This is a genomic window from Shinella sedimenti (genome assembly GCF_022601905.1).
In the GTDB taxonomy this organism is placed as follows: domain Bacteria; phylum Pseudomonadota; class Alphaproteobacteria; order Rhizobiales; family Rhizobiaceae; genus Shinella; species Shinella sedimenti.
In genome coordinates this window covers 292,754-317,590 of sequence record NZ_JAKVIN010000001.1, presented here as the reverse complement: position 1 = coordinate 317,590, position 24,837 = coordinate 292,754, and the positions used below count along the sequence as shown (strand labels likewise).

Here is a 24,837-nt window from a genome sequence, read left to right as displayed (position 1 = left end):
CGATTGCAGACGGGCGCCTCGGCGCCCGTTTCAGTTTGTGGCGCGCTCAACTTTGATCTCGCCGAGATCGTCGATCAGCACCGTCCAGCTTTCCGGTTCGCTCGCCTTGGGGTCCGTCTTAAGGTAGACCGTCGCGAAGAAGCCCGGCTGCGTGGTGATGCCGGACGAATTTTCCGGTCGGATATCCGTCACATAGGGCTTCATCGCGGAGAATTCCTCCAGCGCGGCGGAGGACACGATTTTTGGTCCCTCTGCCGTCGCCTCGATCTGCTGGAGATGCAACTCGGCTGTTTCATCCGCCTGACGCACGGCGATCAGTTTGTAGTAGCCACGCCGGGTCTGCGCTCCGGCCGTATCCGTATCGGCTTCCTCCGCCGGTTCCTCCCAGAAACCCGTGCTGACCACGAAGGTGACCGTTTCCGCAACGGGCGGTGAGTCGCCTGCGGCATAGGCGGGCACGCAAGCGAGGGCGAACAGGGTGAGGGCGGCGGCAGGCGTCAACCGTTTCACGGACGCATTCATGGCATACTCCTTCCCGGCAGTGTCGTTCGATCAGTAATCGAACTGTTCGGCAAGAATCCGGTCGGACCAGGAATGATCCGGATCGGAGAGAATGCGGGCCGACGGGCCGACCGATTCGGCGATGCGCACCGACGTCACGGACTTCACCTCGGTATTGTCGGCGACAGCGTTGACCGGGCGCTTCTCGGCTTCCAGCACCTCGATCTCTACCGTGACCTTGTTGGGAAGGAGCGCGCCACGCCAGCGGCGCGGCCGGAAAGCGCTGACCGGCGTCAGAGCGAGCAGAGGCGCTTCCAGCGGCAGAATGGGGCCATGCGCGGAAAGGTTATAGGCCGTGGAGCCGGCAGGCGTCGCCAGAAGCACGCCGTCACAGATCAGCTCCTCCAGCCGTATACGGCCATCCACGCTGACGCGGAGCTTTGCCGCCTGGTAGGACTGACGAAACAGATAGACTTCGTTGATGGCGAGAGCACGGCGCTCAAGGCCGCTGGCGTCGCTCGTCACCATTTCCAGCGGCCGGAATGCATTCTCCACCGCACGCTCGACGCGGGCTGGAAGATCCTTCGCATCGTAGCGGTTCATCAGGAAACCGATGGAGCCGCGGTTCATGCCGTAGACGCATTTGCCGGTGTTCATCGTCGTGTGCAGCGTCTGCAGCATGAAGCCATCGCCGCCGAGGGCGACGATAACGTCTGCCTCTTCCGGGTCGGTATTGCCATAGACGGCGATCAGTTCCGCGCGCGCCTCTTGCGCTTCGGCGGCCTGTGAGGCGACGAAGGAGAAGGTGTTGAACTGGCGCGCCATCTGCTGTCCGTCTCCTCTCGGGCCGTGCCGGCCAGAATGCCTTTGCCCGACTTCACTCATGCTATCGGGAGGACGTTGCGATCATCCAGCGACAACCACGGTCTCTTCCCGAAATCGCCGGCGCGCAACACGCCCGGGCGGCCTTTGTTGCACGCCTTTATGCGATATGCATCTGAAAAATATGACAGACCGGACGAGTCGCGGATCTGCCGCGCGGGCGTTCAGGTCGTCAGGCCTTCCTGCCCGGTGTGCGGGCTTCAAGGCTCTTGAGCGCAGCCTGTCCGGCGGCGGCGGCCTGGAGTGGATTGGTAAAAGGTCCCGTAACGGGGTAGGTCACGCCTCGAAAGGTCAGGGCAAAGAAATAATGGCCCTTACGGTCCTTTTCGACCGTGACCTTCGAAACCGGTTCCTTGTCTGCCACGTCCGTTCCTCCAGGCAAGTGCTGGTCACGATGCAAGATCGCATCGTCCCGTCGAACGCCTATAGGACAGTCAGCCTTCCGCGGCAATGTGCGACCGTGTCTATGCCACGCCTGTGGGCGCGGCGGCGTTGGGCTCTGTTCACTGCAGAGGCAGTTCCAGTTGCGCCTTGTGCTTCAGCACATAGAGCGGTTTCGCGACTGCAGCGGCCTTGCGCTGTAGTTCCTGGCGATTCTGGACCTGTCGCTCCCGAAGCAACCGGCAGGCCTCGATGGTGGCAACAGCGCGATCTAGGGTATCGTTCTGCATGTCTACATCTCCATTTGTTCTCTATATGTTCTATTTTGAATCGAGAATCAAGATCGCGTTGCGAATGGCTTGGGTAGGTCATGTTCTGCCGTGGACACGATGAGATATGGCCGCGGCCAGGAAGTGGTTCTACGCGGCCGATTGCGGTGCGTCTGGAACCTCGGCACGGCGGCGCCGTTTCCCTCATCAACGAAGGAGACCATAATGACGCATGCATCGGATATAGCGAAAGAATATCAAAGGCTGGGCGGCAAGCGCCTGGCCAAGATCGACGACAACATGATCTCGACCCGTACATGGGAAGACGAACCCGCGGAAGCCGCCGCCTTCTGGAGGGAAAATGTGGAAGTCCTGAGCGAAAAGAAACAGGCGGAAGTCGTCACCAATTTAAAGACGATCACCACCGAGCAATAAGGGTTATCCGCTCAGCCGCATGCCCAACAAGCGCGAAGCCCGATGGGGCTGGTCATCGAAGTCAACTGATTCGACGATTCAAAGGTCAGGCTGGGCGTCATGTATGATCTCATGCGTAAGCCGGGTTTTCCGGCTCTCGCCCCATGTGCTATCACGACTTGGAAAGAAATGGTGCCCCCACCAGGACTCGAACCCGGGACCCCCTGATTACAAATCAGGTGCTCTACCAACTGAGCTATAAGGGCACTGCGTGCAGGGAGTTACCATATTCTCCGCCGCTGTAAAGCAAAAATGGGTCGTTCAGATTGACCATGTGCCGCGCGACCTCTCACCAGGGGTGATTTCCTGGCAGCGCTCCAGCGAGCGCGGCAGGTTTTCGGCGAGGTGGTCTATGAGCGCACGCACGGCAGGCAGCATGCCATGCCTTGACGTGAACACTGCGTGGACGGCGGCTTCGGCACCCGACCAGTCGGGCAGCACATGCGTGAGCAAGCCCGTGCGAAAGCCGCGTTCGGCAATCATGTCCGGCAGCAGGCCGAGGCCGATGCCCTCCAGCGTTGCGCGCTCCAGCACGGCGAAATCGGAGCAGGACAATACCGGTGAATGCGAGATATCGCGCACGCCGCCGCTGGCATTGTGCAGCGTCCAGATGGCGCGCGGTGTGTTCTCCTGCATTGACACGGTGGGGACGAGGGCGATGGTGTCGAAATCGATCGGACCGTGGCGCGCCAGGAAGGCCGGGCTCGCGGCCAGATAACGCCGGGTACTGGCGAACCGCCGGACGACGAGGGACTGGTCGGTGTCATAGGTATCGCGCACGCGTAATGCGACGTCGATGCGCTCTTCGATCAGGTCGACCGGCCGCCCCGTGGTGATGATTGACAGCCGAACCAGCGGATAGCGCTTCATGAAGCCGGGAAGCACCTCTGCGATCATGGGCGCGAAGCCCGGAGGCATCGACATGCGTACCATACCCGCCGGCTCCGCCTTTGCGACCGCCACGACCGCTTCGGCAGCCTCCACGCCCGACAGAACCGCCTCGCACCGGTCATAGAAGGATTTGCCGATATCGGTGACACTCAGCTTGCGTGTGGACCGCTCGATCAGCCGCACGCCCAGCTGCTCCTCGAGCGCGGCGATACGCTTGCTGATCTTCGATTTCGGGACGCCCAGCGCGTTGGCGGCGGCGGTAAACCCCTTGTGCCGCACCACGGCGGCGTAGAGGGCGAGATCGTTGAGGTCCTGCATTGCATTCGTCTCCAAGGTCGCTCGGATTTATTGTTTCCTTGGGGAAACGGTCAATTGGATTTTTGCCGTCTAATCATCGCATTGTTTTCAGAACATATGTCTGGCACCCAATTCAACCAAGGTGCTGAACCATGAAAATCCTCCATATCGACTCCGGCATTCTCGGAGAGCACTCCGTTTCACGCCGCCTGACCGCCGCTGTCGTGGCGCAGATCAAGGCCGAACAGCCCGCCGCCTCCGTGACCTACCGAGACCTCGTATCCAACCCGCTGCCGCACCTCTCCGGTGCCCATCTCATGGCTGCCAACGCCAATCCCGCTGACGTCGATGCGCAGGTTGCAGCCGATGTCGCCGAAAGCGCGGTCGTGCTCGAGGAATTCCTCGCCGCCGACACGGTCGTGCTGGGCGTGCCGATGTACAACTTCTCCCTGCCGAGCCAACTAAAGGCCTGGATCGACCGCGTCGCCGTCGCGGGCAAGACGTTCCGCTACACGGCTGAAGGCCCCGAAGGGTTGGCCACCGGCAAGAAGGTCATCGTGATCTCCACACGCGGCGGGCATTATAGCGCCGGTCCCGCTGCCGTGATGGACCATCAGGAAAGCTATCTGCTCGCCGTTCTCGGTTTCTTCGGTATCACCGACATCGAGATCGTTCGCGCCGAAGGCCTGAACCTGAGCGCCGACTCGAAGATCGAGGCGATTTCGGAAGCCGAACGCAGCATATCCACCCGCTCGAGCCTCAAGGTCGCAAGCTGATCCTGCCATCTTTCATGCAAAAGCCCGCCGGTGAAAACCGGCGGGCTTTTTTACGTTCGTATCGTGTAATCAGCCGAACAGGTGACGATGCGTGGCGTAAAGTGCGATGGCCGCAGCGTTCGAAACATTCAGCGACTTGATTGCGCCGGGCATGTCGAGGCGGGCGAGCGCCTTGCAGGTGGCGCGCGTCTTCTGCCGCAGGCCCTTGCCCTCGGAGCCCATGACGAGCGCGACGCGTTGGCCGGACAGCGTACCCTCAAGCGGTTCCGGGCCCTCCGAATCAAGGCCGATCGTCAGGAAGCCGAGCCGGTGCAACTCCTCCAGCGCATCCGAGAGATTGGTGATCTGGATATAGGGGATGAGTTCCAGTGCGCCGGAGGCCGTCTTGGCGAGCACGCCCGATTCGGTGGGCGAATGGCGCTGCGTGGTGATGACGGCGCCGGCATTGAAGGCAACGGCAGAGCGCATGATGGCGCCGACATTGTGGGGATCCGTCACCTGGTCCAGCACGAGCAGCAGCGGGCTGTCCTTCAGCGCCTCCAGCCGGCGCACGGGCAGGGGACGCGTCTCGAGCATCACACCCTGGTGAATCGCTTCCGGGCCGAGCACCTTGTCGAGGTCGGAAGGCAGGACGGTCTCGACCGGATAGGGCAGGGTCGCGATATCGGGTAGTTCGAGGCGCTGGGCCGCGTTCTGGCTCACCGAAAGCTTGATGATCTGCCGCTCGGGATTGTCGAGAGCGGCGCGCACCGTGTGCAGGCCGTAGAGATAGACCTGGTCGGGCGCAAGGGCCGGCGCCTTCCAGCCCTCCGCCGGCTTGCGGCGGCGGTCGTCCTTCGGTGTGGGGATCTCACCGCGCTCGCGCCTCTGGTCGCGATGCGCCCGGCGCAGCTTGGCATAATGGGTGTCTTTTGCGGACTTGCCGCCGGTATCGTCTTTGCTCATGGGGGCGTTATAAAGCATGTCCCGGCAAAGTGTGCAGGGGTTTTGCGGGAAGGGCTGAGGAAAATTCCGGCGCTCGCCGCTGGCCCGTCCACAGGCTTCTGCCGTCGAGTGGAGATGCTGGCGTTTTTCGCAATTTTTTCCGTGGCGTCGTGTTGACAGGATGAATTGTGCCCGTCATATACGCCGCCAGATCGAAGGCGCCGCTGCGAAGCACAGCCAAGATCGATACCGGTCGCTTGATCCCGACAGAATATGGAGGGATGCCCGAGTGGTTAAAGGGGACGGACTGTAAATCCGTTGGCTCAGCCTACGTTGGTTCAAATCCAACTCCCTCCACCATTCTGTCAGACGGATCAAGACCCCCGCGGGTATAGCTCAATGGTAGAGCAGCAGCCTTCCAAGCTGAATACGCGGGTTCGATTCCCGCTACCCGCTCCACTTGTCGTGTTAAAAAGAAGAATCAAGCATTCGCTGTAAAGCCCTGCCTTGAAAAAGCGATTCGTTATCACGATATTGGAGAAATCCGGCATAGCCCGGCCTCTTCCCGGTCCCTTTTCCCGTGCATTTAAGGCTTGCGCATTCGTTGCGAAACCCTTAAACGCCTGCCAAACCGGACGGGCCGGTTAGCCCAACTTTCGTTCAGTAGGAAATAAGAGATGGCAAAGAGCAAGTTTGAGCGCAACAAGCCTCACGTAAACATCGGCACGATCGGGCACGTTGACCACGGCAAGACGTCGACGACGGCAGCGATCACGAAGTACTTCGGCGAGTTCAAGGCGTACGACCAGATCGACGCTGCTCCGGAAGAAAAGGCGCGCGGCATCACCATCTCGACGGCACACGTCGAATACGAGACGGCGAACCGTCACTACGCCCACGTTGACTGCCCCGGCCACGCCGACTACGTCAAGAACATGATCACCGGTGCTGCCCAGATGGACGGCGCGATCCTGGTTGTTTCGGCTGCCGACGGCCCGATGCCGCAGACGCGCGAACACATCCTGCTGGCTCGCCAGGTCGGCGTTCCCGCGATCGTCGTGTTCCTCAACAAGGTCGACCAGGTTGACGACGCCGAGCTTCTCGAGCTCGTCGAGCTTGAAGTTCGCGAACTTCTGTCGTCCTACGAATTCCCGGGCGACGACATTCCGATCGTCAAGGGTTCGGCTCTGGCGGCTCTGGAAGATTCGAACAAGGAAATCGGTGAAGACGCGATCCGCGCCCTGATGGCCGCTGTCGACGACTACATCCCGACGCCCGAGCGTCCGATCGACCAGCCCTTCCTGATGCCGATCGAAGACGTGTTCTCGATCTCGGGCCGTGGTACGGTTGTGACCGGCCGCGTCGAGCGTGGCATCGTCAAGGTCGGTGAGGAAATCGAAATCGTCGGCATCCGCCCGACGACGAAGACGACCTGCACGGGCGTTGAAATGTTCCGCAAGCTGCTCGACCAGGGCCAGGCCGGCGACAACATCGGTGCGCTTCTGCGCGGCGTCACGCGTGACGGCGTCGAGCGTGGCCAGATCCTGTGCAAGCCGGGTTCGGTCAAGCCGCACAAGAAGTTCATGGCAGAAGCCTACATCCTGACGAAGGAAGAAGGCGGCCGTCATACGCCGTTCTTCACGAACTACCGTCCGCAGTTCTACTTCCGCACGACGGACGTGACGGGCATCGTGTCGCTGCCGGAAGGCACGGAAATGGTCATGCCGGGCGACAACGTCACCGTTGAAGTCGAGCTGATCGTTCCGATCGCGATGGAAGAAAAGCTGCGCTTCGCTATCCGCGAAGGCGGCCGTACCGTCGGCGCAGGCATCGTTGCCTCCATCGTCGAGTAATCTTTAGCGATTACGACAGGTCTTGAAGCCCCCGCTGGTCACCAGCGGGGGCTTTTTCGTTCGCGTAATCTTCTGCCGTTATACTTTAGCCATTGCCGAAAACTGGCCAATTCTGGGGATGGAGGCGGTGGGCGGGGATGTGTAGGGTCATCACGTCGCTTCGTGCGACAGGCCCGGGCATGCGCCACGGGTCCGGCGCCTTGGACCGATGGGTTTTCTCTTGTGTAAAGGCGCCCGTGCGCGTGGCAGGCATGAGGCCGTGCCGCGCGTAACAACGCTCACACGAGACGGATCCGTTTTTCAAATGACGCTATTCTTCCGTGCGGCGCGCGCAGCGTTCGCCCTTTCAATGGCTTCTGTGAGTCTTCAGGCTGGCCCCGCCCGTGCAGAGGGCTCCCTGTTGATCTGGTCGCCGAGCAAGATTTCCGGCAATGCCTACCGGCTGCGCCTGGGCGCGAAGACGCCGCCGGGAAGTGATGCGCGTGCCGGTGTCGATCTTTCCGTCACGACGTCCTCGACGGGCAGCATCCGACGCACCCGTGACAATGCGCGGCTGTGGGCGGAGATGCGGGGCAGAGGCGCGTCCGGCGCCGAAGGCAACGTGGCAGCCGGATATAACCCTGCAACGGGACGGGCGACGGCAAGCGCGGGTGTTTCGCATCGCTGGATGGCCACGCCCTCCGTCGACATCCTGATCAATCCGTCCGTATGGGCCGATTCGGATATGCGGCACGGGCATACGGGGTCCGTACGCGTCACGCAGAAAGCGCAGCTTCAGTCCATCGGGACGGGCACGTCGCTTATCGCGTCCGGCACGGCCGTCACCGGTCAGCCGCATGTGAGGGCGGAGTTCCGCGTCGAGCAGAATGTCGTGCGCGGCCTCAAGGTCGCTGCGACCCTGCAAAGGCAGGATGCAGAACTGGTCGGCGCCATCCGCGCACGGTTCCGCGTGGAGTGGTGATCCACCGGGGAGGGGTGTTTGGCTTGCTAAGCTGTGAAAAAAACACGCATTCGCCCTTGCCAAGTGCGGCTGCGCGCCGTAAAGACGCCATGCCTTGCCGGCAAGCGGTGTTTCACCCGGATACGGCAGGCGTGAAGGGGTATAGCTCAGTTGGTAGAGCGGCGGTCTCCAAAACCGCAGGTCGGGGGTTCGAGCCCCTCTGCCCCTGCCATTTTCGCCTGATGGCGCGGACCACCAGCAGCGACGGCGGAACATGGCACCGACGGCGAGAGCCGTCTAAATTCGTGAAAAGTCCGGTTACCTCTTGTGAAAAAGGGAATCGGGCTTTATGTAGGGCAAAACAGACACGCGGTGCGTGGGGCTGATAATTCAGCTTTACGCGCCGTAATGGCGTGGATATTCAATGGCATCGAAAACGAATCCGATTGCGTTTCTGCAGCAGGTACGCTCCGAAACGGCAAAAGTGACTTGGCCCTCGCGGCGCGAGACGATGATCTCGACCGCAATGGTGTTCGTGATGGTCTTCCTTGCCGCGGTGTTCTTTTTCGCTGCGGACCAGTTGCTGGCCTGGCTGATCGCGCTCGTCCTTAACGCTGGCGCTTGATTGGTTGGAGATGAACATGGCTTCGCGTTGGTACATCGTCCACGCCTATTCGAACTTTGAGAAGAAGGTCGCCGAGGACATCGAGAACAAGGCCCGTCAGAAGGGTCTTGACCATCTCTTTGAAAAGATCCTCGTTCCGACCGAAAAGGTTGTTGAGGTGCGTCGCGGCCGCAAGGTCGATTCCGAGCGCAAGTTCTTCCCCGGCTATGTGCTGGTGCGGGCGAACCTGACGGACGAGGCGTATCACCTCATCAAGAACACGCCGAAGGTCACGGGCTTCCTCGGTTCCGACAACAAGCCGGTTCCGATTCCCGACAGCGAGGCGGAGCGTATCCTGTCTCAGGTGCAGGACGGTGTCGATCGTCCGAAGCCCTCGGTCTCGTTCGAGATCGGCGAGCAGGTCCGCGTTTCCGATGGTCCCTTCGCGTCGTTCAACGGCACGGTGCAGGATGTCGACGAGGAGCGTTCGCGCCTCAAGGTGGAAGTGTCGATCTTCGGTCGTGCTACCCCCGTCGAGCTGGAATATGCCCAGGTCGAGAAAATCTGATTTCGATGGCTCCCGGTTTTGCGACCGAGGGGCCGTCCATATGAGATCCGGTCCTCTTCGCAGGATCGGCGGCGGAAGTTTCCGCCAATCGCGTGGAAGGGAAGGCGGCCTGTAGCCGGGCGCTGAAAACCGCACCACGCAACCGCAGCCGCCGATCCCCGGATCGGCATCAAGGGCCGGGCAACCGGCCGCATTCTGAAAGGCAGAGAAAATGGCTAAGAAAGTTGCAGGCCAGCTCAAGCTTCAGGTCAAGGCAGGATCGGCAAACCCGTCCCCGCCGATCGGCCCGGCGCTTGGTCAGCGTGGCATTAACATCATGGAATTCTGCAAGTCGTTCAACGCAGCGACGCAGGAGATGGAAAAGGGTATGCCGATCCCGGTCGTCATCACCTATTACCAGGACAAGTCCTTCACGTTCGTGATGAAGCAGCCGCCGGTGACCTACTTCCTCAAGAAGGAAGCCAAGATCACGTCCGGCTCGAAGACCCCGGGCAAGGGCGCGACGGTCGGCAAGCTCACCAAGGCTCAGATCAAGTCGATCGCTGAAGCCAAGATGAAGGATCTCAACGCCGCCGATATCGAAGGCGCGATGGCAATGGTTGAGGGCTCCGCCCGCGCCATGGGCCTGGAAGTGGTAGGTTAAGACCATGGCCAAGATTGCAAAGCGTCTCCAGAAGATCCGTGAAGGCATCGACCCCACCAAGCTGGTCGCCCTTTCGGATGCCATCGCTCTCGTCAAGGAGCGTGCCGTCGCCAAGTTCGACGAAACCGTCGAAATCGCCATGAATCTCGGCGTCGATCCGCGTCACGCAGACCAGATGGTCCGCGGCGTGGTCAACCTGCCGAACGGTACGGGCCGTGACGTTCGCGTCGCCGTCTTCGCGCGTGGCGCCAAGGCTGATGAAGCCAAGGCTGCCGGTGCGGACATCGTCGGCGCCGAAGACCTGCTCGAAATCGTTCAGGGCGGCAAGATCGACTTCGATCGCTGCATCGCGACCCCGGACATGATGCCGCTCGTCGGCCGTCTCGGTAAGGTCCTCGGCCCGCGCGGCATGATGCCGAACCCGAAGGTCGGCACCGTCACCATGGACGTCACGGGCGCCGTCAAGGCATCCAAGGGCGGTGCTGTCGAGTTCCGCGTCGAGAAGGCTGGTATCATCCACGCCGGCATCGGCAAGGCTTCCTTCGATGCCAAGGCTCTGGAAGAAAACATCAAGGCGTTCGCCGACGCCGTCGTCAAGGCGAAGCCAGCTGGCGCGAAGGGTAACTACGTCAAGCGCGTTGCCATCTCGTCGACCATGGGCCCGGGCGTCAAGATCGACCCGGCGACCGTCGCCTGATAAGACACGGGTCCGGTTGCGACCGGACCCAACAGAATTCCCGGCCTTGTCTGGCCGGGAATTTCCGGGGTCAAACCCCGGAACTCCTGTCCGAGATTGCAGGTGGTTAGACCTTAATCACTTTGCCTGCATGAGACGGGGTGAGACCTGGATTTCATCTCAGCGTCGGATGACGCCGGAATTCGGTTCGAACCTACCTTACCTTGTGCCGCGGTCCGACAGGGCCGAGCGCGGGGGGACAGGATCCTCGAGCGTCGCTCGGGGTCCATTTCAAAGTGGACCTCTGGCGGCAAAGGTAAACCCGGCAGGTCCCGTGAGAACTCACGGTCCTGTCAACTGGAGATAGGCACAGTGGAAAGAGCGGAAAAACGCGAATTCGTCACGGAGCTGAACGAAGTCTTCAAGGCTTCCGGTTCGGTTGTCGTGGCCCGCTACGCCGGTATCACCGTCGCGCAGATGAACGATCTTCGTACGAAGATGCGTGCTGCCGGCGGCACCGTCAAGGTCGCGAAGAACCGCCTGGCCAAAATTGCCCTTCAGGGTACGGAGTCGGAAGGGATGTCTGATCTCTTCCAGGGTCAGACGCTCATTGCTTACGCAAATGATCCGATGATTGCTCCCAAGGTAGCCATGGATTTCGCCAAGACCAACGACAAGCTCGTTGTTCTCGGTGGTGCCATGGGTGCGACCACACTCGATGCTGAAGCAGTCAAGTCGCTCGCGACCCTGCCTTCGCTCGACGAGCTTCGTGCAAAGCTTCTGGGCCTGCTTGCAGCCCCGGCAACGCGCGTCGCCACGGTCGTTGCAGCACCGGCAAGCCAGCTTGCCCGCGTGTTCGCAGCCTACGCCAAGAAGGACGAAGCCGCTTGAGGCGGTTTTTCGCTGTAAATCAAACTAACCAGTTCGAACCGAATATAAGGAACTACTACAATGGCTGATCTCGCAAAGATCGTTGAAGACCTGTCTGCTCTGACCGTTCTGGAAGCTGCTGAGCTTTCCAAGCTGCTCGAAGAGAAGTGGGGCGTTTCTGCTGCTGCTCCGGTAGCTGTTGCTGCTGCTGGCGGCGGCGCTGCTCCGGCTGCTGCTGAAGAAGAAAAGACCGAATTTGACGTTATCCTCGTTGACGCTGGCGCCAACAAGATCAACGTCATCAAGGAAGTCCGCGGCATCACCGGCCTCGGCCTCAAGGAAGCCAAGGATCTGGTCGAAGGCGCTCCGAAGCCGGTCAAGGAAGCCGTCTCCAAGGCTGAAGCCGCTGACCTCAAGAAGAAGCTTGAGGACGCCGGCGCCAAGGTCGACGTCAAGTAATATTGGAATGCGATGGGAGAGGGTTTCGACCCTCTCCCATTGATGATTCCTCCGGACTGATTACCCAAAAGCCGCAAAAACGGCTTTTGGGTAATGGGTTCTTCAAGAGGATGGTCTTTCCCCGCAAGTCAGGGCAATCCGGCCCGGTGCGCGGCAGGCGAGACGAGTTTGAACCAACCCATGATAGACGGGATCGACTGGCCAGCGAACCCCGTCCGTTGCAGGCCCGGATGCTTAATTTGAAGGAGCGACGATGGCTCAGACCCTTTCGTTTAACGGTCGTAGGCGCGTACGCAAGTTTTTTGGAAAAATCCCCGAAGTCGCAGAAATGCCGAACCTCATCGAGGTTCAGAAGGCGTCCTACGACCAGTTTCTGATGGTTGAAGAGCCCGCCGGCGGTCGTCCGGACGAGGGCCTTCAGTCGGTTTTCAAGTCGGTCTTCCCGATCACCGATTTCTCCGGCGCTTCCATGCTCGAGTTCGTATCCTACGAATTCGAACAGCCGAAGTTCGACGTCGAGGAATGCCGCCAGCGTGATCTGACCTATGCAGCGCCGCTCAAGGTGACGCTGCGCCTCATCGTGTTCGATATCGACGAGGATACCGGCGCGAAGTCCATCAAGGACATCAAGGAACAGAACGTCTACATGGGCGACATGCCGCTCATGACCGACAACGGTACGTTCATCGTCAACGGCACAGAGCGCGTCATCGTCTCCCAGATGCACCGTTCGCCGGGCGTGTTCTTCGATCACGACAAGGGCAAGAGCCATTCGTCCGGCAAGCTGCTCTTCGCAGCCCGTGTGATCCCGTATCGCGGTTCCTGGCTCGACATCGAGTTCGACGCCAAGGACATCGTCCATGCGCGCATCGACCGCCGCCGCAAGATCCCCGTCACCTCGCTCCTCATGGCGCTGGGCATGGACGGCGAAGACATCCTGTCGACCTTCTACACGAAGTCGCTCTACCAGCGCGACGGCGAAGGCTGGCGCATTCCGTTCAATCCCGACGTGCTGAAGGGCCAGAAGGCCGTCGCGGACATGATCGATGCCGATACCGGCGAAGTGGTTGTCGAAGTCGGCAAGAAGCTCACGCCGCGCCTGCTCCGTCAGCTCTCCGACAAGGGCCTCAAGGCTCTCAAGGCGACTGACGAGGATCTCTACGGCAACTACCTCGCCGAAGACGTCGTCAACTACGGCACGGGTGAAATCTACCTCGAAGCCGGCGATGAAATCGACGAGAAGACCCTGCCGGTCATCCTGTCGGCCGGTTTCGACGAGATCCCGGTTCTCGACATCGACCATATCAATGTCGGTGCCTACATCCGCTCGACGCTCGCAGCCGACAAGAACGAGAACCGCCAGGACGCTCTGTTCGACATCTACCGCGTCATGCGTCCGGGCGAGCCGCCGACCATGGATTCTGCCGAAGCCATGTTCAACACGCTGTTCTTCGATGCGGAGCGTTACGACCTCTCCGCCGTCGGCCGCGTGAAGATGAACATGCGCCTTGACCTCGACGTTGAGGACACGGTCCGCACGCTGCGCAAGGACGACATCCTGGCCGTGGTCAAGATGCTCGTCGAACTGCGCGACGGCAAGGGCGAGATCGACGACATCGACAACCTCGGCAACCGCCGTGTGCGTTCGGTCGGCGAACTCATGGAGAACCAGTACCGTCTGGGTCTGCTCCGCATGGAGCGCGCGATCAAGGAACGCATGTCCTCGATCGAGATCGACACGGTCATGCCGCAGGACCTGATCAACGCGAAGCCGGCGGCTGCCGCCGTTCGCGAGTTCTTCGGTTCCTCGCAGCTGTCGCAGTTCATGGATCAGGTGAACCCGCTGTCGGAAATCACCCACAAGCGCCGTCTTTCGGCTCTTGGCCCGGGTGGTCTGACCCGCGAGCGCGCCGGCTTCGAAGTCCGCGACGTTCACCCGACCCACTACGGCCGTATTTGCCCGATCGAGACGCCGGAAGGCCCGAACATCGGTCTGATCAACTCGCTCGCCACTTTCGCCCGCGTCAACAAGTATGGCTTCATCGAAAGCCCGTACCGCAAGATCGTGGACGGCAAGGTGACGACGGACGTGGTCTACCTCTCCGCCATGGAAGAGGCCAAGTACCACGTTGCCCAGGCCAACTCGGTGCTGGAAGCGGACAACTCCTTCGCTGAAGAGTTCGTCGTCTGCCGTCACTCCGGCGAAGTCATGCTCGCCCCGCGCGACCAGATCAACCTGATGGACGTTTCGCCGAAGCAGCTCGTTTCGGTCGCGGCGGCGCTCATCCCGTTCCTCGAGAACGACGACGCCAACCGCGCGCTCATGGGTTCGAACATGCAGCGTCAGGCCGTTCCGCTTCTGCGGGCGGAGGCTCCGTTCGTCGGCACGGGCATGGAGCCGATCGTGGCCCGTGACTCTGGCGCGGCCATCGCGGCTCGCCGCGGCGGTGTCGTCGACCAGGTCGACGCGACCCGTATCGTTATCCGCGCCACCGAAGACCTCGATCCGTCGAAGTCGGGCGTCGATATCTATCGTCTGCAGAAGTTCCAGCGCTCCAACCAGAACACCTGCGTCAACCAGCGTCCGCTGGTCACCGTCGGCGACGTTCTCAACAAGGGTGACATCATCGCGGACGGTCCGTCGACCGACCTCGGTGACTTGGCACTCGGCCGCAACGCGCTCGTCGCGTTCATGCCGTGGAACGGCTACAACTACGAAGACTCGATCCTGATGTCCGAACGCATCGTCTCCGACGACGTGTTCACCTCGATCCATATCGAGGAATTCGAAGTCATGGCCCGCGACACGAAGCTCGGCCCGGAAGAAATCACGCGTGACATTCCGAACGTTTCGGAAGAAGCGCTGAAGAACCTCGATGAAGCCGGTATCGTCTATATCGGTGCAGAGGTTCAGCCGGGCGACATCCTGGTCGGCAAGATCACCCCGAAGGGCGAAAGCCCGATGACGCCGGAAGAAAAGCTCCTGCGCGCCATCTTCGGTGAAAAGGCCTCCGACGTTCGCGACACCTCCATGCGCATGCCGCCCGGTACGTTCGGTACGGTCGTCGAAGTTCGCGTCTTCAACCGCCACGGCGTTGAAAAGGACGAACGCGCGATGGCGATCGAGCGTGAAGAGATCGAGCGTCTGGCCAAGGACCGTGACGACGAGCAGGCGATCCTCGACCGTAACGTCTACGGTCGTCTGATCGACATGCTGCGCGGCCACGTCGCCGTCGCCGGCCCGAAGTCCTTCAAGAAGGGCACCGAGCTGTCGAACGCCGTCATCTCCGAATATCCCCGCTCGCAGTGGTGGATGTTCGCCGTCGAAGACGAAAAGGTCCAGGGTGAGATCGAAGCTCTGCGTGGTCAGTACGACGAATCCAAGTCGCGCCTTGAACAGCGCTTCATGGACAAGGTCGAAAAGGTCCAGCGCGGCGACGAAATGCCTCCGGGCGTCATGAAGATGGTCAAGGTCTTCGTCGCTGTGAAGCGCAAGATCCAGCCGGGCGACAAGATGGCCGGCCGTCACGGCAACAAGGGCGTGGTTTCGCGCATCCTGCCGATCGAGGACATGCCGTTCCTCGAAGATGGCACGCATGTCGACATCTGCTTGAACCCGCTGGGCGTGCCTTCGCGCATGAACGTCGGCCAGATCCTCGAAACCCACCTTGCCTGGGCTTGCGCCGGCATGGGCAAGAAGATCGGCGATCTGCTCGACGAGTATCGCAAGACCATGGACATCTCGGACCTGAAGCGCGAGCTGACGGAAGTCTACGAGAGTGAGGCCAAGGACGAAGTCGCCCACTTCGACGACGACGCCCTGGTCAAGCTGGCCGAGCAGTCCCGCAAGGGTGTCTCGATCGCAACGCCGGTCTTCGACGGTGCGCATGAGCCAGACGTTGCCAGCATGCTCGAGCGTGCAGGTCTCAACGCGTCCGGTCAGTCGGTTCTGTACGACGGCCGTACGGGTGAAGCCTTCGACCGCAAGGTCACCGTTGGCTACATGTACATGATCAAGCTGAACCACCTCGTGGACGACAAGATCCACGCCCGTTCGATTGGTCCGTACTCGCTCGTTACCCAGCAGCCGCTGGGCGGCAAGGCGCAGTTCGGCGGCCAGCGCTTCGGGGAAATGGAAGTCTGGGCTCTCGAAGCTTACGGCGCCGCCTACACGCTGCAGGAAATGCTGACCGTGAAGTCGGACGACGTCGCGGGCCGCACCAAGGTGTACGAGGCGATCGTTCGCGGCGACGATACGTTCGAGGCGGGCATTCCGGAGAGCTTCAACGTTCTCGTCAAGGAAATGCGCTCGCTCGGTCTGTCGGTCGAACTCGAGAACTCCAAGATCGATCCGAACGCGGAAGCCGGCCAGCTTCCCGACGCGGCGGAATAAGCCTGATCGGGTGCGCGCCTTCAGGCGCGCACCGTTTCCGCCTCCCGCCTGTTCGGCAGGGGGCGGCTCATCCGTTTAAGGCAGCGTTGCGGCACCCGGGTATCGCCGCAATTGCTTGCTAAGCAGAGGGCCCAAGGCCCACTAAGGAGATAGGCATGAACCAAGAGGTCATGAACCTTTTCAACCCGCAGGTGCCTGCGCAGACGTTCGATTCCATCCGGATTTCGATCGCGTCGCCGGAAAAGATCCTGTCCTGGTCTTACGGCGAGATCAAGAAGCCGGAAACCATCAACTACCGCACGTTCAAGCCGGAACGCGACGGTCTGTTCTGCGCGCGCATCTTTGGCCCGATCAAGGACTACGAGTGCCTGTGCGGCAAGTACAAGCGCATGAAGTACAAGGGCATCATCTGCGAAAAGTGCGGCGTCGAAGTCACGCTGTCGCGCGTTCGCCGCGAGCGCATGGGCCATATCGAGCTCGCTGCGCCCGTTGCCCATATCTGGTTCCTCAAGTCGCTGCCGTCGCGCATCGCGACGCTGCTCGACATGACGCTGAAGGATGTCGAGCGCGTTCTCTACTTCGAGAACTACATCGTGACCGAGCCGGGTCTCACCGCGCTCAAGGAAAACCAGCTTCTTTCCGAAGAAGAGTACATGATCGCCGTCGATGAATATGGTGAAGACCAGTTCACGGCGATGATCGGCGCCGAGGCCATCTACGAGATGCTCGCCTCGATGAACCTCGAGAAGATTGCAGGCGACCTGCGCTCGGATCTGGCGGACACCACGTCGGAACTGAAGCAGAAGAAGCTGATGAAGCGCCTGAAGATCGTCGAGAACTTCATGGAATCCGGCAACCGTCCGGAATGGATGATCATGAAGGTCGTTCCGGTGATCCCGCCGGACCTGCGTCCGCTCGTCCCGCTGGACGGCGGTCGTTTCGCGACGTCGGACCTCAACGATCTCTACCGCCGCGTCATCAACCGTAACAACCGTCTGAAGCGTCTCATCGAGCTGCGCGCACCGGGCATCATCATCCGTAACGAGAAGCGCATGCTTCAGGAATCGGTTGACGCCCTGTTCGACAACGGCCGTCGTGGCCGTGTCATCACCGGCGCCAACAAGCGTCCGCTGAAGTCGCTGTCCGACATGCTCAAGGGCAAGCAGGGCCGCTTCCGCCAGAACCTGCTCGGCAAGCGCGTCGACTATTCCGGCCGTTCGGTCATCGTGACCGGTCCGGAACTGAAGCTGCACCAGTGCGGCCTGCCGAAGAAGATGGCGCTCGAGCTGTTCAAGCCGTTCATCTACGCCCGCCTCGACGCGAAGGGTTTCTCCTCCACCGTCAAGCAGGCCAAGAAGCTCGTCGAAAAGGAAAAGCCGGAAGTCTGGGATATCCTCGACGAGGTCATCCGCGAGCATCCGGTTCTCCTGAACCGCGCACCGACGCTGCACCGCCTGGGCATCCAGGCCTTCGAACCGATCTTGGTCGAAGGCAAGGCGATCCAGCTGCACCCGCTCGTCTGCACGGCCTTCAACGCCGACTTCGACGGTGACCAGATGGCTGTTCACGTGCCACTCTCGCTGGAAGCCCAGCTGGAAGCGCGCGTGCTCATGATGTCGACCAACAACATCCTGCATCCGGCGAACGGCGCACCGATCATCGTTCCCTCGCAGGACATGGTTCTCGGTCTCTACTATCTGGCAATCATGAACCAGAACGAGCCGGGTGAGGGCATGGCCTTCTCCGACATGGGCGAACTGCACCATGCGCTGGAAAACAAGGTCGTCACCCTGCACGCCAAGATCAAGGGCCGCTTCAAGACCATGGATGCCGACGGCAACCTGGTTTCGAAGATCTACGAAACGACCCCTGGCCGCATGATCATTGGCGAACTTCTGCCGAAGAACGTCAACGTGCCGTTCGAGACCTGCAACCAGGAAATGACCAAGAAGAACATCTCCAAGATGATCGACACGGTCTACCGTCACTGCGGCCAGAAGGACACGGTCATCTTCTGCGACCGCATCATGCAGCTCGGCTTTGCCCATGCTTGCCGCGCCGGCATTTCGTTCGGCAAGGACGACATGATCATTCCGGAAACCAAGGCGAAGATCGTCGGTGACACCGAAACCCTCGTCAAGGAATACGAGCAGCAGTATAACGACGGCCTGATCACCCAGGGCGAAAAGTACAACAAGGTCGTCGACGCCTGGGGCAAGGCGACTGAAAAGGTTGCCGAAGATATGATGGCCCGCATTAAGGCCGTCGAATTCGACCCGGAAACCGGTCGTCAGAAACCGATGAACGCCATCTACATGATGTCCCACTCGGGCGCCCGCGGTTCTCCGAACCAGATGCGCCAGCTGGGCGGCATGCGTGGCCTCATGGCCAAGCCGTCGGGCGAGATCATCGAAACGCCGATCATCTCGAACTTCAAGGAAGGCCTGACCGTGAACGAGTACTTCAACTCGACTCACGGCGCCCGCAAGGGTCTGGCAGACACCGCCTTGAAGACTGCGAACTCCGGTTACCTGACCCGTCGTCTCGTCGACGTCGCGCAGGATTGCATCGTCACGCACGTGGATTGCGGTACCGACAAGGGCCTCACCATGACGGCGATCGTCGATGCCGGCCAGGTCGTGGCTTCGATCGGTACCCGCGTTCTCGGCCGTACCGCACTCGACGACATCGATCATCCGGTCACGGGTGAGCGCATCGTCGATGCCGGCAGGATGATCCTCGAGGCCGATGTCGTCGAGATCGAGAAGGCTGGCATCCAGTCGATCCGCATCCGTTCGGCGCTGACCTGCGAAATCCAGACCGGTGTCTGCGGCGTGTGCTATGGTCGCGACCTCGCACGCGGCACGCCCGTCAACATGGGCGAAGCCGTTGGCGTTATCGCAGCACAGTCGATCGGCGAGCCTGGCACCCAGCTTACCATGCGTACCTTCCACTTGGGCGGCACGGCGACCGTGGTCGACCAGTCGTTCCTGGAAGCATCGTATGAGGGCACGGTGCAGATGAAGAACCGCAACATGCTGCGCAACTCCGAAGGCGCACTCGTCGCGATGGGTCGCAACATGGCGATCACCATCCTGGACGAGCGCGGCGTGGAGCGTTCCTCGCAGCGCGTCGCCTACGGTTCGAAGATCTTCGTCGACGATGGCGACAAGGTGAAGCGCGGCCAGCGTCTCGCCGAGTGGGATCCTTACACCCGTCCGATGATGACGGAAGTGGAGGGTACCGTTCACTTCGAAGACGTGGTCGACGGCATCTCGGTTCTGGAAACGACGGACGAGTCCACCGGCATCACCAAGCGTTCGGTCATCGACTGGCGTTCGACGCCGCGCGGTTCGGACCTGAAGCCGGCGATCATCATCAAGGACAAGAATGGCGCTGTTGCCAAGCTGTCCCGCGGTGGCGAAGCCCGCTTCATGCTCTCGGTCGACGCGATCCTCTCGGTCGAACCGGGTCAGAAAGTCTCCCAGGGTGACGTTCTTGCCCGCTCGCCGCTGGAAAGCGCCAAGACCAAGGACATCACCGGTGGTCTGCCGCGCGTTGCCGAACTGTTCGAAGCCCGTCGTCCGAAGGACCACGCCATCATCGCTGAGATCGATGGTACGGTTCGCCTCGGCCGCGACTACAAGAACAAGCGTCGCGTGATGATCGAGCCGGCGGAAGACGGTGTCGAACCGGTCGAGTACCTGATCCCGAAGGGCAAGCCCTTCCACCTTCAGGACGGCGACTTCATCGAAAAGGGTGACTACATCCTCGACGGTAACCCGGCGCCGCACGACATCCTGGCGATCAAGGGCGTGGAAGCACTCGCTTCCTACCTCGTGAACGAAATCCAGGAAGTCTACCGACTGCAGGGCGTTGTGATCAACGACAAGCACATCGAGGTGATCGTTCGCCAGATGTTGCAGAAGGTCGAGATCACGGATGCCGGCGACTCGACCTACATCGTTGGCGACAATGTCGACCGTATCGAGCTGGAAGACGTCAACGACGGCCTGATCGAGGAAGGCAAGAAGCCGGCATACGGCGATCCTGTCCTTCTCGGCATCACCAAGGCGTCGCTGCAGACCCCGTCGTTCATCTCGGCCGCTTCGTTCCAGGAGACCACCAAGGTTCTCACGGAAGCTGCGATCGCCGGCAAGACCGACGGCCTGCAGGGCCTCAAGGAAAACGTCATCGTCGGCCGCCTGATCCCGGCCGGTACCGGTGGCACAATGACCCAGATCCGCCGTATTGCGACGGCTCGCGACGAGATGATCCTCGACGAGCGCCGCAAGTCGACGGGTGCGGGCGTCGCCACACCGATGCTGGCGGAACTCGCCGGCGGCGAAGGTGCCGCAGCCGAATAAGGCTGGATCCCATGACTGTGAAGACGCCGGGCCTCGTGCCCGGCGTTTTCGTTTCCGGCAGCTGCGGGCAGAAACAGAAAAGCCGCCCGGCGGACCGGGCGGCTTATGCATTTGGGACTATAGCAAGCGGTCAGGCGAAGCGGATGATCGCCACTTCGCCTTCAAGGGCGCCCTTGTAGGCGGAAGCGTGCGGCTCTTCCTCCGGCTCGCCCGTCAGAGTGCCGATCTGGTCGAGGTCGGCCTCGATGAAGCCTTCCTCCGAAAGCGCGTTCAGGGCCTCGCGTACGGCGCTGTCGTCATCGGGCGCGCGCAGCATGACGTGGATGTCCAGGCCATCGTCGCCCTCCCGCTCATAGGCCTTGCCGATGATGATGAAGACCATCGGTTCGTCGAGCGTATTGTTGTCGTTGTCGGCGCTGGACGCCATGGCGGGCTCCTTTCGGGATCGAGTGCTGGACATTCTATAAAGGGTAGGGCGGCGAGACCCAAAGGCAAAATGCGGCGACGGGCCAGCCGGACGACAGAATCAGTGGATGCAGATGGTGCGTGGTGACTCTTCCCGGTTGATTCCGTTTTCGTGCTTTCTTAATATTCATTCGTGATGGATTGATGGCTTGCCCGATACCCGCGAGGGCAGGGCGCGATGCCGAAAGCCCTGCATTTCAGGCATGTCCGCCGCCGTGGCCCGGGATTCTTTTGCCGCGCCCCTTGACCTTTTGCCCTTAAGTCAGTATTCCGCACGCCATCAGAGCCTATGTGAGGCTGGCTGGTTCGGAACGACTCGTTCTGGAGTTCGCCTCAAACAGGGCTCGACGCACGTTGAGAACATGAATGCTGCACGCATGACGCGGTTATAACGCGTCCTCTGCCTATTGGGGTCATCCACTTATGTGGATCGGCCTTTTATTGCGCATGAACACGCGTGTGGCCATGTATCCGCCCGCAAGGGTAACGAGACTAGATTTGCAAGGGATGGTTCTATGCCTACCGTAAACCAGCTGATCCGCAAGCCGCGCCAGGCGCAGGTAAAGCGTAACAAGGTTCCTGCTCTGCAGGAAAACCCCCAGAAGCGTGGTGTTTGCACCCGCGTTTATACCACGACCCCGAAGAAGCCGAACTCGGCTCTGCGTAAGGTCGCCAAGATCCGCCTGACCAATGGCTTCGAAGTCATCGGCTACATTCCGGGCGAAGGTCACAACCTGCAGGAACACTCTGTCGTCATGATCCGTGGCGGCCGCGTGAAGGACCTTCCGGGTGTGCGTTACCACATCATCCGCGGCGTTCTCGACACCCAGGGCGTCAAGAACCGCAAGCAGCGCCGCTCCAAGTACGGCGCGAAGCGTCCGAAATAATACAGTAACCGGCGCCATTTCGCTGGTCGGAACCTTTTGAAGAAAGACGAAAAGTATGTCCCGTCGCCATAGAGCAGAAAAGCGCGAGATCAACCCGGACCCGAAGTTCGGCGATCTCGTTGTCACCAAGTTCATGAATGCCATCATGCTGGACGGCAAGAAGTCCGTCGCCGAAACGATCGTTTACGGCGCCTTCGACGTCGTGCAGGGTAAGGCCAAGGCCGACCCGCTGAGCGTGTTCCATTCGGCTCTCGACAACGTTGCGCCGCACGTCGAAGTGCGTTCGCGCCGCGTTGGTGGTGCGACCTACCAGGTTCCGGTCGATGTTCGTCCGGAGCGTCGTCAGGCTCTGGCCATCCGCTGGCTGATCTCGGCTGCCCGCAAGCGTAACGAAACGACCATGGTCGAGCGCCTTTCCGGCGAACTCATGGACGCATCGAACAATCGCGGCAGCGCGGTCAAGAAGCGCGAAGACACGCACAAGATGGCTGACGCCAACCGTGCCTTCTCGCACTACCGCTGGTAACCGAAACTAGACGTCTCGAAAGGAGCTCCAATGGCTCGCGAATACAAAATCGAAGACTACCGAAATTTCGGTATCATGGCGCATATCGACGCTGGCAAGACCACGACGACCGAGCGCATCCTGTACTACACCGGCAAGTCCCACAAGATCGGCGAAGTCCATGACGGCGCCGCCACGATGGACTGGATGGAGCAGGAGCAGGAACGCGGGATCACCATCACGTCCGCTGCTACCACGACCTTCTGGAAGGGCCGCGACGGCAAGACCCGCCGCTTCAACATCATCGACACTCCCGGCCACGTTGACTTCACCATCGAAGTCGAGCGTTCGCTGCGCGTTCTCGACGGTGCGATTGCCCTTCTCGATGCCAACGCCGGCGTCGAGCCGCAGACGGAAACCGTCTGGCGTCAGGCTGAGAAGTACAACGTTCCGCGCATGATCTTCTGTAACAAGATGGACAAGACCGGCGCGGATTTCTACCGCTCGGTTTCCATGATCAAGTCGCGTCTCGGTGCCACGGCTGTTGTCATGCAGCTGCCGATCGGCGCTGAAAGCGATTTCAAGGGCGTTGTCGATTTGATCGAGATGAATGCTCTCGTGTGGCGCGACGAGTCGCTCGGCGCGCAGTGGGATGTCGTCGAGATCCCGGAAGACATGAAGGAAAAGGCCGAAGAGTACCGCGAGAAGCTCATCGAGACCGTCGTCGAAATCGACGAGGCCGCGATGGAGGCTTACCTCGAAGGTAACTATCCGGACAACGACAAGATTCGCGAACTCGTTCGCCGCGGCACCATCGACGTGAAGTTCCACCCGATGTTCTGCGGTACCGCTTTCAAGAACAAGGGCGTTCAGCCGCTTCTCGACGCTGTTGTCGATTACCTGCCGTCGCCTGCGGATATCCCGGCGATCAAGGGTATCGACGTCAAGACCGAGACCGACACGGAGCGTCATGCGGACGACGCCGAGCCGCTCTCCATGCTCGCATTCAAGATCATGAACGACCCCTTCGTCGGTTCGCTCACCTTCGCCCGCATCTATTCCGGCAAGCTCGAAAAGGGCACGTCGGTCATGAACACGGTCAAGGAAAAGCGCGAGCGCGTCGGCCGTATGCTGCAGATGCATTCCAACTCGCGTGAAGACATCGAAGAAGCCTTCGCAGGCGACATCGTTGCTCTGGCCGGTCTCAAGGATACGACCACGGGCGACACGCTCTGCGATCCGCTGAAGCCGGTCATTCTCGAGCGCATGGAATTCCCGGAGCCGGTTATCCAGATCGCCATCGAGCCGAAGACGAAGAACGACCAGGAAAAGATGGGCCTCGCGCTCAACCGCCTGGCTGCAGAAGATCCGTCCTTCCGCGTCAAGACCGACGAAGAATCCGGCCAGACGATCATCGCCGGCATGGGTGAACTTCACCTCGACATTCTCGTCGACCGCATGCGTCGCGAGTTCAAGGTTGAGGCAAACGTCGGTGCTCCGCAGGTTGCTTACCGTGAGACGATCACGCGCAAGACCGAGAAGGACTACACGCACAAGAAGCAGACCGGTGGTACCGGCCAGTTCGCCCGCGTGAAGCTCGTATTCGAACCGAACCCGGATGGCGAAGATTTCCTCTTCGAATCCAAGATCGTCGGCGGTGCTGTTCCCAAGGAATACATCCCGGGCGTTCAGAAGGGTATCGAAAGCGTTCTGTCTTCCGGTCCGCTGGCAGGCTTCCCGATGCTGGGCGTCAAGGCGACCCTTATCGACGGCGCTTACCACGACGTCGACTCCTCGGTCCTCGCCTTCGAAATCGCATCGCGTGCCTGCTTCCGTGAAGCATCCCGTGAAGCTGGCGCACAGCTGCTCGAGCCGATGATGAAGGTCGAAGTCGTAACGCCGGAAGACTATGTCGGCGACGTGATCGGCGACCTGAACTCCCGTCGTGGCCAGATCCAGGGCCAGGAGAGCCGCGGCGTTGCCGTCGTCATCTCCGCCAACGTACCGCTGGCCAACATGTTCAAGTACGTGGATAACCTGCGCTCCATGTCGCAGGGCCGCGCCCAGTACTCGATGGTCTTCGACCACTATGCGCCGGTTCCGTCGAACGTCGCACAGGAAATCCAGGCAAAGTACTCCGGTCAGAAGTGACCGGGGTACGTCCCACCCAATTTGTATGAATTTCCCTTTGCGGGATCACGAACGGAGAGCC

General features: G+C 60.8%; 22 protein-coding genes and 4 tRNA genes. 18 read left to right on the top strand and 8 right to left on the bottom strand.

Annotated features, from left to right (window positions below):
- Positions 1-30: 30 nt before the first annotated feature.
- The 4 genes from MKI86_RS01645 to MKI86_RS01630 form a co-directional block, all read right to left on the bottom strand.
- Positions 31-501 (bottom strand): hypothetical protein, encoded by a 471-nt coding sequence (locus MKI86_RS01645; RefSeq protein ID WP_370879879.1) that lies wholly within the window; start codon positions 499-501, stop codon positions 31-33.
- 51 nt (positions 502-552) lie between these two features.
- Positions 553-1,326 carry an NAD kinase gene (locus MKI86_RS01640; protein ID WP_241596245.1) on the bottom strand — a complete coding sequence of 258 codons (774 nt, stop codon included), beginning with the start codon at positions 1,324-1,326 and terminating at the stop codon, positions 553-555.
- A 229-nt stretch (positions 1,327-1,555) separates the two neighbouring features.
- The gene (locus MKI86_RS01635) at positions 1,556-1,747 is read right to left on the bottom strand and encodes a hypothetical protein (protein WP_241596242.1); all 192 of its coding nucleotides are present in this window, start codon (positions 1,745-1,747) and stop codon (positions 1,556-1,558) included.
- Between the two features lie 139 nt (positions 1,748-1,886).
- On the bottom strand, positions 1,887-2,054 hold the full coding sequence (locus MKI86_RS01630) for a hypothetical protein (protein WP_241596239.1): 168 nt from the start codon (positions 2,052-2,054) through the stop codon (positions 1,887-1,889).
- Positions 2,055-2,258: 204 nt separating this feature from the next.
- On the opposite strand from MKI86_RS01630, the gene MKI86_RS01625 reads away from it, so the two are divergent.
- Positions 2,259-2,468: a hypothetical protein gene (locus MKI86_RS01625; protein WP_241596236.1), complete on the top strand. Its 210-nt coding sequence runs from the start codon at positions 2,259-2,261 to the stop codon at positions 2,466-2,468.
- Between the two features lie 169 nt (positions 2,469-2,637).
- On the opposite strand, the gene MKI86_RS01620 is transcribed toward MKI86_RS01625, so the two are convergent.
- Positions 2,638-2,713 (bottom strand) — tRNA-Thr (locus MKI86_RS01620).
- Between the two features lie 55 nt (positions 2,714-2,768).
- A complete protein-coding gene (locus MKI86_RS01615) occupies positions 2,769-3,716 on the bottom strand; it encodes a LysR family transcriptional regulator (RefSeq protein WP_241596234.1) in 948 nt (315 codons plus the stop codon).
- Positions 3,717-3,847: 131 nt separating this feature from the next.
- Between MKI86_RS01615 and MKI86_RS01610 the strand changes: the two genes are divergently transcribed.
- Positions 3,848-4,471 carry an FMN-dependent NADH-azoreductase gene (locus MKI86_RS01610; RefSeq protein ID WP_241596232.1) on the top strand — a complete coding sequence of 208 codons (624 nt, stop codon included), beginning with the start codon at positions 3,848-3,850 and terminating at the stop codon, positions 4,469-4,471.
- Positions 4,472-4,540: 69 nt separating this feature from the next.
- Here MKI86_RS01610 and rlmB read toward each other — a convergent pair whose 3' ends face one another.
- Positions 4,541-5,416, bottom strand: a complete 876-nt coding sequence (gene rlmB, locus MKI86_RS01605) for a 23S rRNA (guanosine(2251)-2'-O)-methyltransferase RlmB (RefSeq protein ID WP_241596229.1) — start codon at positions 5,414-5,416, stop codon at positions 4,541-4,543.
- A 254-nt stretch (positions 5,417-5,670) separates the two neighbouring features.
- Here rlmB and MKI86_RS01600 point away from each other — a divergent pair.
- The 13 genes from MKI86_RS01600 to rpoC all read left to right on the top strand — a co-directional run bounded on the left by MKI86_RS01600 (position 5,671) and on the right by rpoC (position 20,768).
- Positions 5,671-5,755: transfer RNA gene (locus tag MKI86_RS01600), tRNA-Tyr, on the top strand.
- A gap of 25 nt (positions 5,756-5,780) precedes the next feature.
- Positions 5,781-5,854 (top strand) — tRNA-Gly (locus MKI86_RS01595).
- A gap of 218 nt (positions 5,855-6,072) precedes the next feature.
- Positions 6,073-7,248, top strand: coding sequence for an elongation factor Tu (tuf, locus tag MKI86_RS01590; protein ID WP_241596205.1), 1,176 nt, complete (start codon positions 6,073-6,075; stop codon positions 7,246-7,248).
- Between the two features lie 400 nt (positions 7,249-7,648).
- Positions 7,649-8,209 (top strand): hypothetical protein, encoded by a 561-nt coding sequence (locus tag MKI86_RS01585; protein ID WP_241596226.1) that lies wholly within the window; start codon positions 7,649-7,651, stop codon positions 8,207-8,209.
- A 135-nt stretch (positions 8,210-8,344) separates the two neighbouring features.
- A tRNA-Trp gene (locus tag MKI86_RS01580) sits at positions 8,345-8,420 on the top strand.
- Between the two features lie 192 nt (positions 8,421-8,612).
- Positions 8,613-8,813 (top strand): preprotein translocase subunit SecE, encoded by a 201-nt coding sequence (gene secE, locus MKI86_RS01575; RefSeq protein WP_241596223.1) that lies wholly within the window; start codon positions 8,613-8,615, stop codon positions 8,811-8,813.
- A 16-nt stretch (positions 8,814-8,829) separates the two neighbouring features.
- Positions 8,830-9,360 carry a transcription termination/antitermination protein NusG gene (gene nusG, locus MKI86_RS01570; RefSeq protein WP_064329841.1) on the top strand — a complete coding sequence of 177 codons (531 nt, stop codon included), beginning with the start codon at positions 8,830-8,832 and terminating at the stop codon, positions 9,358-9,360.
- Between the two features lie 211 nt (positions 9,361-9,571).
- Positions 9,572-10,003, top strand: coding sequence for a 50S ribosomal protein L11 (gene rplK / locus MKI86_RS01565; protein ID WP_023517311.1), 432 nt, complete (start codon positions 9,572-9,574; stop codon positions 10,001-10,003).
- 4 nt (positions 10,004-10,007) lie between these two features.
- Complete coding sequence (gene rplA, locus MKI86_RS01560) at positions 10,008-10,700, top strand: 50S ribosomal protein L1 (RefSeq protein WP_241596220.1); 693 nt, start codon at positions 10,008-10,010, stop codon at positions 10,698-10,700.
- A gap of 351 nt (positions 10,701-11,051) precedes the next feature.
- Positions 11,052-11,570, top strand: coding sequence for a 50S ribosomal protein L10 (gene rplJ / locus MKI86_RS01555; RefSeq protein WP_160859783.1), 519 nt, complete (start codon positions 11,052-11,054; stop codon positions 11,568-11,570).
- A 60-nt stretch (positions 11,571-11,630) separates the two neighbouring features.
- Entirely contained in the window at positions 11,631-12,008 is a 378-nt protein-coding gene (gene rplL / locus MKI86_RS01550) for a 50S ribosomal protein L7/L12 (RefSeq protein ID WP_134652681.1), read from the top strand.
- A gap of 253 nt (positions 12,009-12,261) precedes the next feature.
- Positions 12,262-16,401 (top strand): DNA-directed RNA polymerase subunit beta, encoded by a 4,140-nt coding sequence (gene rpoB, locus MKI86_RS01545; RefSeq protein ID WP_241596218.1) that lies wholly within the window; start codon positions 12,262-12,264, stop codon positions 16,399-16,401.
- A 155-nt stretch (positions 16,402-16,556) separates the two neighbouring features.
- Complete coding sequence (rpoC, locus tag MKI86_RS01540; protein ID WP_241596215.1) at positions 16,557-20,768, top strand: DNA-directed RNA polymerase subunit beta'; 4,212 nt, start codon at positions 16,557-16,559, stop codon at positions 20,766-20,768.
- Positions 20,769-20,898: 130 nt separating this feature from the next.
- Here the strand turns inward: rpoC and MKI86_RS01535 are convergent, their stop codons facing one another.
- Positions 20,899-21,195 carry a transcriptional regulator gene (locus MKI86_RS01535; RefSeq protein ID WP_134652687.1) on the bottom strand — a complete coding sequence of 99 codons (297 nt, stop codon included), beginning with the start codon at positions 21,193-21,195 and terminating at the stop codon, positions 20,899-20,901.
- A gap of 553 nt (positions 21,196-21,748) precedes the next feature.
- Between MKI86_RS01535 and rpsL the strand changes: the two genes are divergently transcribed.
- The 3 genes from rpsL to fusA are packed head-to-tail and all read left to right on the top strand — an operon-like array spanning position 21,749 to position 24,776.
- On the top strand, positions 21,749-22,120 hold the full coding sequence (rpsL, locus tag MKI86_RS01530) for a 30S ribosomal protein S12 (protein WP_003507760.1): 372 nt from the start codon (positions 21,749-21,751) through the stop codon (positions 22,118-22,120).
- A gap of 55 nt (positions 22,121-22,175) precedes the next feature.
- The gene (gene rpsG, locus MKI86_RS01525) at positions 22,176-22,646 is read left to right on the top strand and encodes a 30S ribosomal protein S7 (RefSeq protein ID WP_241596211.1); all 471 of its coding nucleotides are present in this window, start codon (positions 22,176-22,178) and stop codon (positions 22,644-22,646) included.
- Positions 22,647-22,676: 30 nt separating this feature from the next.
- Positions 22,677-24,776: an elongation factor G gene (gene fusA / locus MKI86_RS01520; RefSeq protein WP_241596208.1), complete on the top strand. Its 2,100-nt coding sequence runs from the start codon at positions 22,677-22,679 to the stop codon at positions 24,774-24,776.
- Positions 24,777-24,837: the final 61 nt, after the last annotated feature.

Bases quoted from the DNA above. Each gene is read 5' to 3' on its own strand.
- secE (WP_241596223.1), top strand. From the start codon at position 8,613: ATGGCATCGAAAACGAATCCGATTGCGTTTCTGCAGCAGGTACGCTCC.
- tuf (WP_241596205.1), top strand. From the start codon at position 6,073: ATGGCAAAGAGCAAGTTTGAGCGCAACAAGCCTCACGTAAACATCGGC.
- MKI86_RS01615 (WP_241596234.1), bottom strand. From the start codon at position 3,716: ATGCAGGACCTCAACGATCTCGCCCTCTACGCCGCCGTGGTGCGGCAC.
- rplL (WP_134652681.1), top strand. From the start codon at position 11,631: ATGGCTGATCTCGCAAAGATCGTTGAAGACCTGTCTGCTCTGACCGTT.
- MKI86_RS01535 (WP_134652687.1), bottom strand. From the start codon at position 21,195: ATGGCGTCCAGCGCCGACAACGACAACAATACGCTCGACGAACCGATG.
- fusA (WP_241596208.1), top strand. From the start codon at position 22,677: ATGGCTCGCGAATACAAAATCGAAGACTACCGAAATTTCGGTATCATG.
- MKI86_RS01640 (WP_241596245.1), bottom strand. From the start codon at position 1,326: ATGGCGCGCCAGTTCAACACCTTCTCCTTCGTCGCCTCACAGGCCGCC.
- rlmB (WP_241596229.1), bottom strand. From the start codon at position 5,416: ATGAGCAAAGACGATACCGGCGGCAAGTCCGCAAAAGACACCCATTAT.
- rpoC (WP_241596215.1), top strand. From the start codon at position 16,557: ATGAACCAAGAGGTCATGAACCTTTTCAACCCGCAGGTGCCTGCGCAG.
- MKI86_RS01610 (WP_241596232.1), top strand. From the start codon at position 3,848: ATGAAAATCCTCCATATCGACTCCGGCATTCTCGGAGAGCACTCCGTT.
- MKI86_RS01625 (WP_241596236.1), top strand. From the start codon at position 2,259: ATGACGCATGCATCGGATATAGCGAAAGAATATCAAAGGCTGGGCGGC.
- rplA (WP_241596220.1), top strand. From the start codon at position 10,008: ATGGCCAAGATTGCAAAGCGTCTCCAGAAGATCCGTGAAGGCATCGAC.
- MKI86_RS01630 (WP_241596239.1), bottom strand. From the start codon at position 2,054: ATGCAGAACGATACCCTAGATCGCGCTGTTGCCACCATCGAGGCCTGC.
- rpoB (WP_241596218.1), top strand. From the start codon at position 12,262: ATGGCTCAGACCCTTTCGTTTAACGGTCGTAGGCGCGTACGCAAGTTT.
- rplK (WP_023517311.1), top strand. From the start codon at position 9,572: ATGGCTAAGAAAGTTGCAGGCCAGCTCAAGCTTCAGGTCAAGGCAGGA.
- rpsL (WP_003507760.1), top strand. From the start codon at position 21,749: ATGCCTACCGTAAACCAGCTGATCCGCAAGCCGCGCCAGGCGCAGGTA.
- nusG (WP_064329841.1), top strand. From the start codon at position 8,830: ATGGCTTCGCGTTGGTACATCGTCCACGCCTATTCGAACTTTGAGAAG.
- rpsG (WP_241596211.1), top strand. From the start codon at position 22,176: ATGTCCCGTCGCCATAGAGCAGAAAAGCGCGAGATCAACCCGGACCCG.